Origin of the sequence: Thermosipho sp. 1074 (assembly GCF_001999655.1) — a bacterium.
Classification (GTDB): Bacteria; Thermotogota; Thermotogae; order Thermotogales; family Fervidobacteriaceae; genus Thermosipho; species Thermosipho affectus.
Genome location: NZ_LBEX01000018.1, coordinates 57,588 through 74,393, shown reverse-complemented (window position 1 = coordinate 74,393; position 16,806 = coordinate 57,588). Strand labels below are relative to the sequence as shown.

The 16,806-nt window shown below is 31.9% G+C and carries 15 protein-coding genes; all 15 read right to left on the bottom strand.

Going from position 1 to position 16,806, the window contains the following annotated elements; translation table 11 throughout:
• Positions 1 to 52 precede the first annotated feature (52 nt).
• From fusA to ftsZ, 15 genes are read right to left on the bottom strand one after another with little or no spacing between them, the layout of a single operon-like run.
• Entirely contained in the window at positions 53 to 2,110 is a 2,058-nt protein-coding gene (gene fusA, locus XO08_RS07075) for an elongation factor G (RefSeq protein ID WP_077287782.1), read from the bottom strand.
• A gap of 51 nt (positions 2,111 to 2,161) precedes the next feature.
• Complete coding sequence (locus XO08_RS07070; protein WP_077287780.1) at positions 2,162 to 2,449, bottom strand: hypothetical protein; 288 nt, start codon at positions 2,447 to 2,449, stop codon at positions 2,162 to 2,164.
• Between the two features lie 15 nt (positions 2,450 to 2,464).
• Positions 2,465 to 2,974: a hypothetical protein gene (locus XO08_RS07065; protein WP_075666307.1), complete on the bottom strand. Its 510-nt coding sequence runs from the start codon at positions 2,972 to 2,974 to the stop codon at positions 2,465 to 2,467.
• Positions 2,971 to 4,764 carry a nucleoside-diphosphate sugar epimerase/dehydratase gene (locus XO08_RS07060; RefSeq protein ID WP_232218176.1) on the bottom strand — a complete coding sequence of 598 codons (1,794 nt, stop codon included), beginning with the start codon at positions 4,762 to 4,764 and terminating at the stop codon, positions 2,971 to 2,973. The genes XO08_RS07065 and XO08_RS07060 overlap by 4 nt, the downstream gene beginning before the upstream one ends.
• 1 nt (position 4,765) lies before the next feature.
• Positions 4,766 to 6,016: a UDP-N-acetylglucosamine 1-carboxyvinyltransferase gene (murA, locus tag XO08_RS07055; protein ID WP_077287778.1), complete on the bottom strand. Its 1,251-nt coding sequence runs from the start codon at positions 6,014 to 6,016 to the stop codon at positions 4,766 to 4,768.
• Positions 6,017 to 6,025: 9 nt separating this feature from the next.
• The gene (locus tag XO08_RS07050) at positions 6,026 to 6,619 is read right to left on the bottom strand and encodes a diguanylate cyclase domain-containing protein (protein WP_075666305.1); all 594 of its coding nucleotides are present in this window, start codon (positions 6,617 to 6,619) and stop codon (positions 6,026 to 6,028) included.
• 1 nt (position 6,620) lies between these two features.
• Entirely contained in the window at positions 6,621 to 7,235 is a 615-nt protein-coding gene (locus tag XO08_RS07045; protein WP_075666304.1) for a hypothetical protein, read from the bottom strand.
• Complete coding sequence (locus XO08_RS07040) at positions 7,232 to 8,245, bottom strand: rod shape-determining protein (protein ID WP_075666303.1); 1,014 nt, start codon at positions 8,243 to 8,245, stop codon at positions 7,232 to 7,234. The genes XO08_RS07045 and XO08_RS07040 overlap by 4 nt, the downstream gene beginning before the upstream one ends.
• Position 8,246: 1 nt before the next feature.
• Positions 8,247 to 10,826, bottom strand: a complete 2,580-nt coding sequence (gene alaS, locus XO08_RS07035; protein WP_077287776.1) for an alanine--tRNA ligase — start codon at positions 10,824 to 10,826, stop codon at positions 8,247 to 8,249.
• 12 nt (positions 10,827 to 10,838) lie between these two features.
• Positions 10,839 to 11,660, bottom strand: a complete 822-nt coding sequence (locus tag XO08_RS07030) for a phosphatidate cytidylyltransferase (RefSeq protein WP_077287774.1) — start codon at positions 11,658 to 11,660, stop codon at positions 10,839 to 10,841.
• On the bottom strand, positions 11,657 to 12,334 hold the full coding sequence (gene uppS, locus XO08_RS07025) for a polyprenyl diphosphate synthase (protein ID WP_075666300.1): 678 nt from the start codon (positions 12,332 to 12,334) through the stop codon (positions 11,657 to 11,659). The genes XO08_RS07030 and uppS overlap by 4 nt, the downstream gene beginning before the upstream one ends.
• 1 nt (position 12,335) lies before the next feature.
• Positions 12,336 to 12,893 carry a ribosome recycling factor gene (frr, locus tag XO08_RS07020; protein WP_077287772.1) on the bottom strand — a complete coding sequence of 186 codons (558 nt, stop codon included), beginning with the start codon at positions 12,891 to 12,893 and terminating at the stop codon, positions 12,336 to 12,338.
• A gap of 45 nt (positions 12,894 to 12,938) precedes the next feature.
• Positions 12,939 to 14,081, bottom strand: coding sequence for a hypothetical protein (locus XO08_RS07015; RefSeq protein WP_075666298.1), 1,143 nt, complete (start codon positions 14,079 to 14,081; stop codon positions 12,939 to 12,941).
• Positions 14,071 to 15,768 (bottom strand): GspE/PulE family protein, encoded by a 1,698-nt coding sequence (locus XO08_RS07010; protein WP_077287770.1) that lies wholly within the window; start codon positions 15,766 to 15,768, stop codon positions 14,071 to 14,073. The genes XO08_RS07015 and XO08_RS07010 overlap by 11 nt, the downstream gene beginning before the upstream one ends.
• Positions 15,749 to 16,804, bottom strand: a complete 1,056-nt coding sequence (ftsZ, locus tag XO08_RS07005; protein ID WP_075666297.1) for a cell division protein FtsZ — start codon at positions 16,802 to 16,804, stop codon at positions 15,749 to 15,751. The genes XO08_RS07010 and ftsZ overlap by 20 nt, the downstream gene beginning before the upstream one ends.
• Between the last annotated feature and the right edge of the window lie 2 nt (positions 16,805 to 16,806).

Here is a 16,806-nt window from a genome sequence, read left to right as displayed (position 1 = left end):
TCATTCCTTAAAAAAAATGCGGGGCTTTTAGCCCCGCAAGATTTAAATCTTATTATTCTTGTTCCATTTCTCTTTTTCTTTCTTGAATAATTTTTTCTTGAACATTTGGCGGAACAATATCATATTTCGAAAATTTCATAGTGAAATATCCTCTACCACTTGTGATAGAAGAAAGTCTACCCGAGAAATCCAACATCTCTGCAAGTGGCACTTCAGCTGTTACCTTTGTAACTCCTTTTCCTGCAGGTTCCATTCCATGTGGTCTACCTCTTCTTGAACTAATTTCTCCCATCACATCTCCTGCATTTTCATCTGGTACAAATACAGAAACTTCCATTATAGGTTCAAGTAATACGGGTCTTGCTTGTTCAAAAGCTTTCCTAAATGCCTGTATTGCAGCTATTTGGAAAGAAATATCAGAAGAATCAACTTCATGATACGAACCATCAAACAATGTAACCCTAATATCAACTACAGGAAATCCTGCAAGTGATCCCTTTTTCATAGCCTCTTTGATTCCTTTTTCAACAGATGGAATAAAGTTTTTTGGAATTACCCCACCAACTATTTTATCAACAAATTCAAACCCTTTTCCTCTTTCAACTGGCTCTATTTCAATTTTCACATGTCCATATTGACCATGTCCACCTGTTTGCTTCTTATGTTTATGTTCACCAATCGCCTTTCCAGTAATTGTTTCTCTATATGCAATTTTTGGCTTTCCAACTTCAACATCTACACCAAATATGTTTTTTAATCTTTCAACCATTACATCCAAATGGATATTTCCAATACCCGAAATAACTGTTTCTGAAGTTTCAGGATCAAACTCCCAACTAAACGTTGGATCAGAATCTGCAAGTCTTGCAAGTCCATTACTAATTTTATCAATATCTGACTTGGATTTTGGATTGATACTTCTTGAAATCATTGGCTCTGGAAATTCAGGTAATACAATCTTTAATCTTCTATCTTTATGAGTCATTGTGTCTCCAATGGCACTCTCTTTCAATTTTGGAATAACAATAATATCCCCACACGTTGCTTCCGAAGTTTCCTCGGTATTTTTTAATACAGGATAGTAAATATGCCCAATTTTTTCGTTTACTCCTCTATTAACATTAACAAGTGTATCACCAGCTGTTAATTTTCCACTAATTACTTTCAAAAAGCTCAACTTTCCAACAAATTGATCAACTATCGCTTTAAAGGTATATGCAACAACTGGCTCATCTTCCGATGGAAGAATCTCAACCTCATCTCCAGATTCAAGAACTGCTTTATATGCATTTCCTTCTAATGGATTTACACCCAAAATTGACATTACTTCCAAAAATTTATCAACACCTATATTTTTCTCGGCAGAACCACAAAATACTGGAACAATTTCACCATTTTTGTAACCAATTTTCAAAGTCTTTAAAAGCTCATCAGAACTAATATCTTCATCTGCAAAATATCTTTCCATTAATTCCTCATCCAAAGAAACTATATCCTCAATCATTGATGCTCTTAACTCTTCCACTTTATCTTTTAGTTCTTCAGGAATATCTATTTTTTTTGCCTTACCATTTTCGTAAACAAATGCTTCTCCCGAAAATACATTTACAATACCTGTAAAACTATCTTCTTTACCTACAGGATAAAAAACTGGAACAAACTTCCTTTCAAATCTTTCTTTTAAACTATCTAATGCTTCTTCAAAATTTGCCCTTTCTTTATCCATTTGATTAATAAACACAGATATAGGTTTTTTTAATTCCTCAGCTATACTCCATGTTCTTTCAGTTTGAATTTCAACTCCCGCAGTTGCATTAACCACTGAAACTATATTTTCGGTAACAAATACTGCATTTATAACATCACCAACAAAATCACTAAACCCCGGTGTATCAATAACCGTAAATCGGTAACCATTAAAATCAAATTTTGCTACGTGCGAGGAAATACTTGAGCCTCTTTCCGCTTCAATGGGATCAAAATCTACTTCTTTATTTCCAACTTTATCAATCTTTCCTCCATTTACCAACATCGCAGATAAAAGTATGCTTTTACCACAACTATTATGTCCTATCAAAGTAAGAGTTCTTTTTTTATTAACAGCACCCATTAGCCCACCTCCATTTATTTTTATTGCAATCTTTATTATATCACATTTCAGTTACCTTTTCTTTACAATATATCCTAAGCCTACTTCTATTAGCCCAGCACTGACTAGTACCAAAATGAAATCAAAAAATGTTAATTTTATATAACTTAAACCATGCAGTATAATTATAATCCCCAATATAATAGCTGCAACTCCTTTTGGAAATTCCTTTATTATCCTATAAAAACCAAATACTCCAATAAAAAGACCAAAATAAAATATTAGAGAAAATGAAAAAGAAAAAAATATAGAAAATAATAGCAACACTCCTATTGATAATAATACCAAACCACTTATCATGCTTTAACCTCTTTTTTATATAAAATAATCAGTTAATTCAGTTTCAATCTCTATTTCATAATCATCTTGATTAAACTTTACTTCAAAGACGTTGTTAACCAAATATTCTAACACTAAAATTGCCAGTGCTTTATTTGTTAATTTTTCTGTTTTTTTACTGTCAACTACTACGTAAGCTACATCTCCGTCTAAAAATAACCCTTTAATGGCACTCTTTGCACCTTCGGAAATCGCATAATCTAAAACTAAACCAGATGGTAATACAATCTTTTCAGAAAATCCCATCAAATTAGAAAAATCTACTTTGTCTATATTAGTGTATAATAAACCCTTGAAAAAAATCAAATCTTTTTCTTGATTTGTTTCGTACAATTCTAATCTTAAACGCCCTATATTCTCATTTAACTCTACCGAAAAATTAATTCCTTGCTCTGAAAATTTAGATATCTCGTTTAAAATTTTGGAAAAATCATTCTTTTTTTCTTTTTTTACATATTTAAATACAAATGAATCTATAAACTTCATTTTAATCCTCCTTTAAATTTAAATTCTGGAACAATTCTTCTAGCAATGCCAACAGCTTTCTCAATATTTCCTACTAACAAATTCTCCATTATCTCTTTAGAAAGATTTTTAATTTGTTCAGTTGAAATTGGAACCGAAAAATTCACAGAATATATCTTAGGATGTTCTGTTTTTAACGGAACCTCGTAAGGATAAAATAATTCCTCGTATAATTTTTCGCCTTCTCTAATTCCAGTATAAATTATATCAATATCATCCCTCCCTAGAATCTTTGCCAATTTTTTTGCAACGCTTTCAATATATATCTGCTTTCCCATATCCAAAACAAACAAATTTCCATTCAAAATAGTTGATTGTAAAACTAGCGAAACAGCCTCTGGAATACTCATAAAATACCTTCTCATTTCCGGATGAGTTATCGTAACTGCTCTTCCATTTTCAATTTGTTTTTTAAATTTCCATAAAACACTCCCACGACTTCCAATAACATTACCAAATCTGACAATTGAGAACTTTACAGGGCATTTTTTTGCTAGAACATAAAGTTCTGAAATTCTTTTACTCAACCCCATAAAAGATGTTGGATTAACCGCTTTGTCTGTGGAAATAAATACAAATCTTTCAACATTAAATTCACATGAAAGTTCCACCAAATTCACGGTACCAAATACATTTACCCTAATAGCTTCATATGGATTTTCTTCCATTAAAGGAACATGCTTATGAGCTGCCGTATGAAAAACAATATCGGGACTATACTTTTTAAATACTTCCCTCATCCACTTCGAATTTTCCACATCCCCAATCACCCTTGAAACTTCCAAATTGGGAAATTTTTCTCTTACTTCCTCATTAATTTCATAAATACTGTTTTCTCCTCTACCCAAAAGAATAATTCGATTTGGTTCTTGAAAAGCTATTTGTCTACAAATCTCAGAGCCTATACTTCCACCAGCTCCTGTTATCATAACAACTTTATCTTTTATATACTCCCTTATTCTGCTCAAATCAACCCTTACAGGTTTTCTACCGATTATATCTTCCAAAGAAATTTCCCTAATATCTTCAATTCTGATTTTATCTTTAAAAAGTTCTTCGAAAGAAGGAATAACTTTTACTTTTGTTTTCTTTAGATCTATTTTTTCAATTATACTATTGATTCGTTGACTATTTAATTCTGGTATAGCAATTATAATTTCATCGTACGAAAATAACTTTAAATATTCATCAATTTTTGAAAGAGGTCCAAAGACCTTCCTTCCAAATATTGTACGGCCAATCTTATTTGTATCGTCATCTATAAAACAAACAACATCACCAATACCAGATTTCATTATTTCTTCTGCAATTGAAACAGCTACATCTCCAGCTCCAATTATCAAGTATTTGTTTTCTACACTTTTTTTTATTTCTATTATAAATTGATAAAAAAGTCTTACACCAACTAGTAAAATAAATGAAGATAAAAACATTACAAACCCAACTGACCTTGGTAAAACTATTCCCTTATAAAAATGAAAAAATGACAAAACGAGTAAATAAGAAATAACAGAGGCTCTAAAAAGCTTCAAAAAATCCTTTTGGTTTGCATATCTCCACACCACTTTGTAATTTCCATTAAAAATGTATACCAACGCTGAAATTATAATGTATACATATATTGACTCATCGTATTTTCTCATCTCAGAAAAATTAAAACCAAATCTAATAAAAAGAGCTAAAACTCCAGCTATTAAAGTAGAGAATACGTCTACAAAAAACAACAAAACCTTTCTATTCAAAAAGATCACCTCAAATTACGTGTTTAATATTTCCTCCCAATTTTTTAAATTTATACGCTATATTTTCATACCCTCTTAGCGCATGAAAATCATTATGTACTTCTGTTTTTCCTTCGGCAAGGAATCCTGCAATGATAAGTGCCGCAGTTGCACGTAAATCGGTTCCCTCGACTTTGGCTCCACTTAATTTTTTGACGCCTTCTACTATCGCCGTTCCATCAAATATTCTTATCTTTGCCCCCATTCTAACCAATTCATCTACGTGATGAAACCTATTTTTAAATACATTTTCCATTATCATACTAGTCCCATTTGCAACAGATAAATAAACCATAATCTGAGGTTGTAAATCAGTGGGAAATCCTGGATAAGGTTGTATGTTTATATTAATAGACTTTTTCCTATTTTTACCATTTACATAAACATATGAGTTAAATATGTCAACCTTTGTACCTGTTTCTTCTAATACTTCCCATAATATCTCTAAATGTTCTGGGATTATACCTTTTACAACACCTTCACCACCTGTTGATGCTATAGATATAGCGTAAGTACCCGCTTCTATTCTATCTGGCATTACACTATATGTTCCACCTGAAAGTCTTTTAACTCCTTTTACTATAATTTTTCTTGTTCCAGCACCAACTACATTCGCTCCCATTTTGTTCAAAAATTTCTGAAGATCAACAATCTCCGGCTCCATTGCAGCGTTTTCTATAACAACTTCTACACCATCTAATAATGCAGCAGTTGTCATTAAATGTTCTGTTGCACCTACACTGGGAAAAGGTAATGTAATAAAAATTTCCCCTTCACTTTTTCCTCTTTTTGCAAAAACCTCACCATGTTCAATTTCTATACTAAAACCAAGTTTTTTTAACCCCATTATATGATAATCTACTGGCCTAACTCCTATTGCACACCCCCCTGGCAATGAAACCTGCCCCTCTCCTAACCTCAACACTAAAGGCCCTAAAACGTTAAAAGAAGCTCTCATTTTTCTTACTAAATCATATGGAATCACTTTATTCTTAGCAACTCCCGAAATCCTAACAATGTTATTTTCAAAATACACATTTTTGCCCGTCTCTTTTAGAATATCAATCATCGTTCTAATATCAAGCAAATCGGGCACATTACGTAACTCTATTTCATCATCAATTAATATAGTGGCTGCCAAAATAGGAAGCGCTGCATTCTTAGCACCTGAAATAACCACTTCACCATTTAATACAGATTTTTCTAGCACAAAATATCCCAATTTAATCCCTCATTCTTTCACAATATTTAATAGTTCTTCAAGGTTTGTTGAATCGTAAGGATATGTAGCCATTTTTATGTCAAACTCCACTTCTGGAAGTTTAATATTCATTAAACTTTCTATTCTATCCTTTACAACATTTGCATTTTCTTTTGAAATTTCGGTCAATAGCACTAAGAATGAATCATATGAATATCTTCCAATACTATCTAAAGGAACTCTAACCGATTCTCTTAAAACTTTACCTAAGGTAATAATAATTTGTTCCTTTTCAAAATCTTCTTTTTCATTTATTCCTCTCAACTTAATCAGAATAATAGCATATTCAAAGTTTTCTTCAAATGCTTTTTGATGGTAATAGCTTATTAATTTCAATATATGTTCTTTTGAATAAACCCTTGTTAACGGGTCAATCATTCTCTTTGTTCCCAAATCTTTTATAAAATCATCAAAGGCTTCAAATTGCTTCTTTACAATCTCTGAATATTCAGTAAGCAAGCTTTCAAGCTCGTTTTGTCTTGTCTTGAGTAATAATAACTCATCTTCTAACTCCCTAATTCTAACTATCAATTCTTCTTTTGTCATTTTTTCATATTCACCCATTCTATCTCCTCCTAATATAATCTTCTAATAAAAAAAAGTGTGTATTTAGATTGAAATTTGTAAGATTTAAATAGACCTTCCCATCTTTTATATAACCCAACCTAACACCTAAATTGTGCAAATAAACTCCATATGGTAAATACTTTGAATAATATATATTTCCATTTTTTACTTCTACACTATCAAAAAATTCCAAATTTCCATTATCAAGCAACGCTTCAATTTCAAACTTATCCGTTACCACCGTAACTTCAAATTTATCATACCACCATTTTTTTACAAAAACAAAATTACCAGTAGTATTTACTATCCCAAATAACCTTTTATCATTTGTTAATATCACACCAGTAGCATCTACTCCAAAAAAGTAAATCCCCTTTTCAGAAAAACTTAAGGGAGTTAATTCATCCTTTTCGATGCCAAAATAAACCATTTTATATTTTACATCATCATCAAATAAAGTATTTAAACCTTTTCTTAGTAAAAAAAACGGATAAGATGTTTTTTCAAAAAACACATTTACACTTTCCAAAACTTTATCTTCAAACATATAATTAAAAATAAAAATAAAGATAAGTAATAAAAAAGATAACATCAGAATTTCTACTTTTTTCATTCATTTCTCCTCAATCTCGATAATATTGAAACTTTATCAAGTACCATTCCTGCACCACGTGCTACACAAGTCATAGGTTCATCTGCAACAAACGCCTCTATTCCCGTCTCTTTCTTCATCAACGTAGTGATACCCCTAAGTAGTGCTCCTCCACCTGCAACTACTATTCCTTTCTCTGTAATATCTGCCACTAACTCCGGAGGAGTCTTTTCCAAAGTTGCCTTTGTAGAATCTACAATTTGCATTATTATAGGTTTCAAAGCTTCTCTTATTTCACCACCTCTTAACACAAGCCTTTTTGGAAGTCCGCTTGACAAATCTATTCCGGTAATGCTCGTCTCAAGTTCATCATATTCCTTATCTGGAAATACATTTCCGATCTCAATTTTAACCCTTTCTGCTGTTCTTTCACCAATTATCACTCTATACACTTCTCTTACATATTGGATAATCGCCTCATCAAGTTCATCTCCCGCAACCCTAATTGAAGTCCAAGTAACAAGGCTTCCCAAGGAAATAACAGCAATTTCGGTAGTACCTCCCCCTATGTCCACTACCATATTGCCCGTTGGTTCCTCAACGTTCAAATTAGCACCGATAGCTGTAGCCATAGGTTCTTCTATTAAAAAAACTCGTTTTGCACCAGCTTCATTACCTGCCTCAAGTATTGCTCTACTTTCAACTTCAGTAATTCCCACAGGTACTCCAACAACAACCATGGGTCTAAAAAATGAAAAACCATTTTGAGCTCTATTAATAAAATAAGTAAGCATAGCAAGTGCCACATTGTAATCAGCAATAACTCCGTCTTTCAATGGCCGTATTGCTTTTATATACGAAGGAGTTTTTCCAATCATATTTTTTGCTTCATTTCCAACTTTTAAAACTTCATCATTTTCTACATTTATTGCGACAACCGAAGGTTCATTTATTACTATCCCTTTATCTCTTACATAGACTAATGTATTAGCAGTCCCCAAATCTATCCCCATATCATATCTTTTAAACATACTAACACTCCTTTAAAAATTCAACTAATTTTTTCTTTGCATCACTTATCTTTGAAACTTCTTTGCCACCTGCTTGGGCAAAATCTGGTCTTCCGCCACCACCGCCACCTAAAACTTTAGATAAAGTTTTTGCAATTTCACCAGCATGTAATTTTTTTAAGTCTTTTCTTCTTTTTACTATCAACACTACCTTATCATTTTGTTTGTTAAAAAATACTACAAGATCCACACCCTTATCAATTATCCTATCGGATATCTCCCTTAATGTCTCAACTTCCAATCCTTCAAATTCTTTAACTAAATACTTTATGTTACTTTCCAAATTAACTTCTTCCAATAACTTCTCAACATTAACCATATTTTTCTGAAATTTTTTGAATTTTGATTCCAATAACTTGATATCTGTTTTCAATTTTTCAATTTTTGCAAATACATCCCTGTCATTTGCTTCAAGTAAATTTTTAATCTTTTTCCAATTATTCTCCAGAGATTTTAAATAATTCAAACTAACCATTCCAGTTATTGCCTCAATTCTTCGCACACCAGCACTAACTGAACCCTCACTGATAATTTTAAACAATCCTATTTCTCCAGTATTTTTTACATGTGTACCTCCACACAACTCTTCACTAAAATCTGATACTTTTACAACTCTAACTTTATCTCCATACTTCTCTTCAAATAATGCCATCGCTCCTTTGCTAACAGCCTCATCATAAGACATAATTTCCGTTTCCACATCTATTGCTTCTAAAACTATTTTATTTACAAGCTTTTCAACCTCTTTTATCTGCTTTTCTGTTAACGCTTCATAATGCGTAAAATCAAACCTCAATCTTTCAGGTTCAACCAAAGAACCTGCTTGTCTAACATGAGTCCCCAATATCTTTCTTAACGCCGCATGCAATAAATGCGTTGCTGTATGATTTCTTGCAGTAGCTTTTCTTTTATCCATGTCCACCCTTGCAACACCTTTATCACCAACTTTTACCCTCCCCTTTAACACTCCTTTATGAACTATTATTCCTTCAACGGGTAAATATACATGTTTGACCTCAAAATTACCATTTTCAAAACTAATTACACCTTTATCGGAAACCTGTCCACCTTTTTCAGGATAAAAAGGAGTAACATCAAAAACCAACTCACATTCTACGTTTTCAACACTATCGACAAAATCATCTGTCTTAATCTTTAAAACTTTTACATCTGTCTCTAGTGTATCGTATCCTACAAATTCTGTGTGAAAATTCAAAGACTCATATTCTGTTCTTTCAGAAAATTCAACTTCTCCTGCTGCATTCCTCGCCTTTTTTCTTTGTTCCTCCATGTATTTATTGAAACCCTCTTCATCAAGTACATATCCATTTTCATTTGCAAGATCCTTTAAAATATCCAGTGGAAATCCATAAGTATCGTATAATTTAAAAGCAGATTTTCCATCTATTTTTCCCCCAGATTCTCTGACAACTTTTTCTACAATTTCAAGTCCTTTATTCAAATTTTGTAAAAACCTCTCTTCTTCTCCATGAATAATTTTTTTAACAAAATTAGATTTCTCCACAATTTCCGGGTAAATCTTTCCCATTTTCTCTACTACAGCATCTACAACATTGTACAAAAATGGCCTATCTGCTCCAAGTAACTTACCATGCCTTGCAGCCCTTCGTAAAATTCTTCTTAAAACATAGCCTCTTCCTTCGTTAGATGGAAACACACCATCGGAAATTAAAAATACTAAAGCTCTAATATGATCAGCAATAACACGAATTGATACGTCCTTTTTCTGATCTTTTGCATAATCAACTTTCAAAATATCAGAAATTCTATTTATAATAGGTAAAAATAAATCAGTATCAAAGTTATAATATACCCCTTGCATCATTGCAGCAATTCTTTCCAACCCAGCACCTGTATCGATATTTCTCCTCTTCAAAGGTAATAAATTTCCATTTTCATCTTGATAATATTCCGTAAAAACTAAATTCCATATCTCCACAAAACGCCCTTCTGTATTTGCAGGATTTGGTTCTTTGCCATCTACAGTTTCAACTTCCATACCTGTATCGTAAAAAATTTCAGTGTCCGGTCCACAAGGACCTGTAGGCCCAGCAGGCCCCCAAAAATTATCTTCCTTTCCTAACCTTAAAATTTTTTGCGAAGGTATTCCTATATTTCTCCAAATTTCGTATGCTTCATCATCTTTTTCATACACCGATATCCACAACTTCTCTTCTGGTATTTTTAAAATTTGTGTTATAAATTCCCATGCCCATTCAATTGCCTCTCTTTTAAAATAATCACCAAAAGAAAAATTTCCAAGCATTTCAAAAAAAGTATGATGTCTTGGTGTTCTTCCCACATTCTCTATATCAGTTGTTCTTATACATTTTTGACACGTTGCTATACGTGTATAAATAGGATCAACCTTTCCCCAAAAAATAGGTTTAAAAGGAACCATACCCGCAACTGTAAACATTAATTGTGGGTCATCTGGAATCAAAGAAGCACTAGGTAAAATTTTATGACCTTTCTTCTCGAAAAATTCTAGAAATAGCTGCCTTATCTCTTCGCTTTGCATACAGTTACCTCCTTAACCTACAAAAATTTTCAAAAATATAAATATAATCGGAGCAACAAATAACAATCCATCTATTCTATCTAACATTCCTCCATGTCCAGGCATAAATTTTCCTATATGCTTTAAACCATATGCCCTTTTTATAGCAGATTCAAAAAGATCTCCTAATGTATCAAATAGTCCTGTAATTATAGCAAAAGGCACAGAATACAAATAACTAATATTAGTATTGCATTGAAAAAAGGTTTTCATAACATAAAAATAAATTAAAACATAAATAAATGTACCAAAAATTCCTCCAAAAAGCCCTTCATAACTTTTATTTGGACTGTAAACTTTAGATAATTTGTGTTTCCCAAAAGCAAGACCAAAAAAGTACGCAAAACTATCATATGCCCAGGATAGAGTTAATGTTAGTAAAGCCAGCGATGCACCATAATATTTATAAAGTGGAATAAAAAAAGAAAGATTAAATGAAATGTAAATCATAGATATGGAAAAAACACCAAAATATTCCATAACTATATCTTTATTCTTTACCAAAACTAATGTTACTAAAATACCCATTATAAATAATACACTAAACAATTCCATAGAAAAATTTATAAACCACAAACCAAACAAAACGGGAAATGCGGAAACAATGATAATATACAATACAATTACTCCCGTTTTTTTGTACTTCATCAACGTTGAAAAATATAACTCAGAACTTGCCAAAAAAACAATAGCGGAAACTAGCCCTATCAAACTTTGATACGAAACAAAGCATATAACAACAACCGGAGCAACAATTAATGCGGAAAAAAGCCTAACTTTGGTTTCTTCTTTCACTTTATCCCCCCAAATCTCCTATTCCTTTTGAAATAATCATCTATCGCCTCTTGCAAATCTTTTTCTGAAAAATCTGGCCACAAAACATTTGTAAAATAAAGTTCACTGTACGCAGCTTCCCATGTTAAAAAATTACTTAACCTCATTTCTCCAGAAGTTCTAATTATCAAATCTGGATCAGGAATTTCAGGTCTATAAAGAAACGAATTAAAAATATTTTCATCTATTTTCTGTAGTCCACTCTCTAAAATTCTATTAACAGCATCTATTATCTCTGCTCTCCCTCCGTAATTTATTGCCATATTTACAACTATTCTCTCATTATTCTTCGTCTTTTCTTCGTATTCTCTACAAATATTGTATATCTTATCACCCAATTCTTTTAGACGTCCTGAAAAGACTAGTTTTACTCCTTCTTTATCCATTCTTTCGTAAAATTCAGCAATTTTACTCTGCAGAAGGCCAAAGATAAAATTTACTTCTTTTTTCGGTCTTTTCCAATTTTCCGTTGAAAATGCATAAAACGTGGTGTACTTTACACCACGTTTTGCAGACCATCTTACTACTTCCTCAATTTTATACGCTCCCTTGTAATGACCGTACATTCTAGGCTTATTTTGTCTTTTCGCCCATCTTCCATTTCCATCCATTATAAAAGCTATATGCCGCAACATATTAAAACTCCATTATCTCCTTTTCTTTCTTCTCAAATAATTTATCCAACTCTTCAACATATTTGTCAGTTAAGTTTTGTATTTCCTTTTCTAACCTTCTTTCATCATCCTCAGAAATTTCTCCATCTTTTTTCATTTCTTTTAACACCTTTATACTATCTCTTCTTATATTCCTAATGGCAATTTTCCCATGTTCAACTATGTCTTTTGCTTTTTTTACCCATTTCTGTCTTTGTTCTGTGGTTGGAGTAGGAAATACCAATCTAACAACATTACCATCATTCATTGGATTTAATCCTAAATCACTACTTTGAATTGCCTTTTCTATAGCTCCAAGTAAATTTTTCTCCCAAGGCTTAATAATCAAAGAACGTTCTTCTGTTACATTTACCGTTGCAACCTGGTTTATTGGAGTAGGCACTCCATAGTAATCTACTTTTATTTCTTCTAAAAGTGCAGGAGATGGTCTTCCTGTTCTCAATTTTTTTAATTCTTCATCAATCGAATTCACACTTTTTTTCATCTTTTCTTCCGTTTCCTTTATAATAGGTTCTTTCATCAAAACACCTCCCAAATTATTTGTTATTTTCCTTTATGTATTATATCACGGAACATTTAAAGTTAAAACTTTCGAGATCTCATTGTCGGAAACTAATCTGAAAATTATCGTGTGCTTTCCACTATTTTCAAACATTAAAGGAAGTTCAAATAAAGTTACCCCACCATATTTGTTTAAAAAAACCTTCATATTACTAACTTCATATGAATAATTTTCTTCTGGAACTAACACATTTACCTTTCTTATCAAAATATACCTTTCTTTATTTTTGAGATTATTTATCTCAAAAGAAAATTTAACAGGTGAGTTTTTCTTCAAATATTCATCGGAATATATTCTTAATTTTAAATCTTCTAAATTTCTTTCTACCTCATTTACAACCAAAAATTTATTTAAAATCTCATTTAGCTGTCCGTTAATAACTAAGCTACACTTTAAAGTAAATATTCCCGTTTTTTCGGCTAAAAATGGTTTTGAAGATTCCAAAAAAAGTCTTTCACCACTAAAAAGTTTGTATTTTCCTAAATTTATATCCTTAAATGATTTACCTCCTAAAATCCACTCTAAAGATTCTACATTAAGTTCCACAGATGTAGATGTCTTATTTTCAATAACAATTTGTGGATAAATTTTTTCACCAACTATATAAAATGGATCCATAGATATTTCTTTTAATATTTCTTCTTTGACATTGAAAGTATTTTCAACTTCTATATCTTTTCCATTTAAGTTTAAATTAACTACAATTTTATAAATTCCAGCAGTCAAATTCTTAATAGTGACTTCTCGCTTTAGATCAAAAACCAAGACACTTGAAAGTTTATCAACATTAGAATTTACACTTGAATTGTAGTAGAAATTATATATAGGGATATTTTCTTTTAAAATTTTAAAACGGAAATTATTAATCACAAAACTTTGCAAAGCATTTCTTGTATTTATAAGATAAACCTTTGCATCAATCTCTTCGTTGGAAAAAAACTCAGTTTTATGTTTAATAATAACCTGAAATCCATTCACTAAATTTGGATTTTTTACATTCAAACTTTTGAACAAGAAAAAAATAACAAGAACAACTACTATATTTATAAAAAGTATATAAATACTTCTTTTTCTATAACCTTGAATTTCTTCTTTTAGTTTTTTTTCCTTTTCCTCCAATTTTTTCTTATATTCCTCATTCCTCATACATTCCACCTGTCACCCTTATAATTTCCTCAAGAGTTGTTTCTCCATTCAAAACTTTGTAAAGACCATCCTCAAATAAAGTACGCATCCCTCCCCGCTTTGCAGACTTTGTTATCTCTGAAAGTGATACCCTATTATTTATTAAATATTTTAATTCATCATTTACTATTAAAACTTCATTAATAGCGGTTCTACCTTTATACCCAGTATTATTACAAGCTTCACATCCCACTGCTACTTTTTGTTTTAAAGGTATCTCAGGAAAAAGCTTTCTAGCAAATTCTGCATACTCTCCATCAAGGGATACCTCTCTTGCACAATTATTACAAACTCTTCTCACCAATCTTTGGCCAATTACTCCAATCAATGAAGAACTGATAAGACTTGGATCAATCCCCATATTCAGCAATCTATCAATTGCACCTGCTGCAGTATTTGTATGCAACGTTGATAAAACTAAATGCCCAGTTAGTGATGCCTCAACAGCCAAATTTGCTGTCTCCTTATCCCTAATTTCACCGACCATTATGATATCTGGATCTTGTCTTAAAAAGGCTCTTAGATACTTTGCAAATGTAAGACCTATTTCCGGATTTACTTGACATTGCGTGACACCTTCAATAGTATATTCTACTGGATCTTCTGCTGTAACTATATTTACAGCTTCATCGTTAAGGGAATTAATTATTCCAACCAATGTAGTACTTTTTCCACTACCAGTTGGACCAGTAACCAATATAATTCCATATGGATGAGTTATCAATTGCTTAATTCTTTCATAATTATAATCACTATAGCCCAATTCTTCTAATTTTTTATTTGATTGAGAAACTTTTAAAATTCTCATGACAACCTTTTCTCCATTAACAGATGGCATCGTGGAAACCCTAAAGTCATACTGTTCAGAATTTAAATTCATAAAAAACTTACCATCCTGTGGTATTCGTCTTTCAGTGATATCAAGTTTTGATAGAATTTTTATCCTTGCCACAACAGAACCATGACTACTTTTTGGATATTCCGTTATTTTCTTTAAAACTCCATCAATTCTATATCTAACAACAACATTTCTCTTCCCAGTAGGCTCTATATGAATATCGCTTGCATCTAATTCAATAGCATGTGTTAATAAATTGTTTACTAATCTAACAACGGGGGTATCTTCATTTTCTATTTCACCCAAATTTTCTTCCTCTTCTTCTCCTTCTTCATTCTCATATAATGATTCTGAAACTTCAAACTCCATCTTTTTTTCCGATGAAACTTCCATTAAAACTTCTTCAAACATATCAGGTGCTATAAGATACACTTCTATCTCTTTTCCAAAAAGAAACTTCAACCTTCTTTTTATCAAAGAAATGTTATATACGTTATCTGTAACAACTACTATTTTATCTCCATCAAGCTTTATTGGAACTGCCCTTAATTCCTCCATCAATTCTCTTTTCATATTCAAATTCAATGTTGGATCTACTTTGGGCTTTTCGGCAAAATAAGGTACTTCATACTGCTTAGACAATGCTTTTACTATCTGATTCCAAGTACAAAATCCCAATTCAACTAAAACTTCTCCAATTGGCTTTCTTGTCTTTTTTTGAACCTGTAATGCATACTCCAAATCTTCTTTTGTAATTATCCCCCTATCAATTAAAATATCCCCCAATCGTTTATACTTTTTTTCCATCATTTCCCATTACCTCCAACCCAAATTTAAACAAAGCAGGAATATCTTCTTGACTGTATAAAAAGTCTTCTTCTCTCTCAAGACCTGTTGCAATCAAAGTCACTCTTACTTCATCTTCAGGCATTTCAGGATCAACATTTATACCAAGTTTGAGATCTGCATTCTCACTGCATGTCTGTCTTATTATAACAGCAGCTTCCTGCATCTCATGTAATTTAAAACTATTAGATGCTGTTATATTTAAGATTATTGAATTTGCATTTTCAATAGGATGTTCAACTAATTTACTTTCAAGCGCATTTCTCGCTGCAATTGTAGCTCTATTTTCACCTTTACCAACACCTATTCCAAGCATTGCCGCTCCCGCATTTCTCATTACAGATTCAATATCGGCAAAATCTAAATTTATAATGCCCCTTTTGGTAATTAATTCGGAAATACCTTTTATACCTTGATACAATGTTTCATCTGCCTTTTTGAAAGCATCAACAAAAGTTATATCTGAAGAAAACTCCTCCAATAACTTATTATTACTTATCTTTATTAATGTATCTACGTGTTGATGTATTTTTCTAATTCCCTGCATTGCCGCTTTCCACCTTGGATCACCTTCAAAATAAAACGGTGTAGTAACAACTGCAACAGTTAAAATCCCCAAATTTTTAGCAATTTCTGCTATAACTGGAGCTGCACCAGTACCAGTACCGCCTCCAAAACCTGCTGTAATAAAGAGCATATCAGTTCCCCTTAATATTTCTTCTAACTTCTTTTTATCTTCAAGTGCTGCCTCTTCACCAACTTTTGGATTACCACCAGCTCCTAAACCTTTGGTTAATTTTTCACCAATTTGCACAATTTCATCCGCTTTACTTACTTCAAGAACTTGTGCATCTGTATTAACGGCAATAAACTTCACATCATCTATACCAGACTCAACCATTCTATTCACGGCATTACAACCTGCTCCTCCAACACCAACAACTTTTATAACAGGCATTATTTTTGAAAAACTCTCTTCTTTTTTTACATTAAATGCCATAT

Coding starts and splice junctions, on each gene's coding strand:
- fusA (WP_077287782.1), bottom strand. CDS start 2,110: ATGGGTGCTGTTAATAAAAAAAGAACTCTTACTTTGATAGGACATAAT.
- XO08_RS07070 (WP_077287780.1), bottom strand. CDS start 2,449: ATGATAAGTGGTTTGGTATTATTATCAATAGGAGTGTTGCTATTATTT.
- XO08_RS07065 (WP_075666307.1), bottom strand. CDS start 2,974: ATGAAGTTTATAGATTCATTTGTATTTAAATATGTAAAAAAAGAAAAA.
- XO08_RS07050 (WP_075666305.1), bottom strand. CDS start 6,619: ATGGGTGAATATGAAAAAATGACAAAAGAAGAATTGATAGTTAGAATT.
- XO08_RS07045 (WP_075666304.1), bottom strand. CDS start 7,235: ATGAAAAAAGTAGAAATTCTGATGTTATCTTTTTTATTACTTATCTTT.
- XO08_RS07040 (WP_075666303.1), bottom strand. CDS start 8,245: ATGTTTAAAAGATATGATATGGGGATAGATTTGGGGACTGCTAATACA.
- alaS (WP_077287776.1), bottom strand. CDS start 10,826: ATGCAAAGCGAAGAGATAAGGCAGCTATTTCTAGAATTTTTCGAGAAG.
- uppS (WP_075666300.1), bottom strand. CDS start 12,334: ATGTTGCGGCATATAGCTTTTATAATGGATGGAAATGGAAGATGGGCG.
- frr (WP_077287772.1), bottom strand. CDS start 12,893: ATGAAAGAACCTATTATAAAGGAAACGGAAGAAAAGATGAAAAAAAGT.
- XO08_RS07015 (WP_075666298.1), bottom strand. CDS start 14,081: ATGAGGAATGAGGAATATAAGAAAAAATTGGAGGAAAAGGAAAAAAAA.
- XO08_RS07010 (WP_077287770.1), bottom strand. CDS start 15,768: ATGATGGAAAAAAAGTATAAACGATTGGGGGATATTTTAATTGATAGG.
- ftsZ (WP_075666297.1), bottom strand. CDS start 16,804: ATGGCATTTAATGTAAAAAAAGAAGAGAGTTTTTCAAAAATAATGCCT.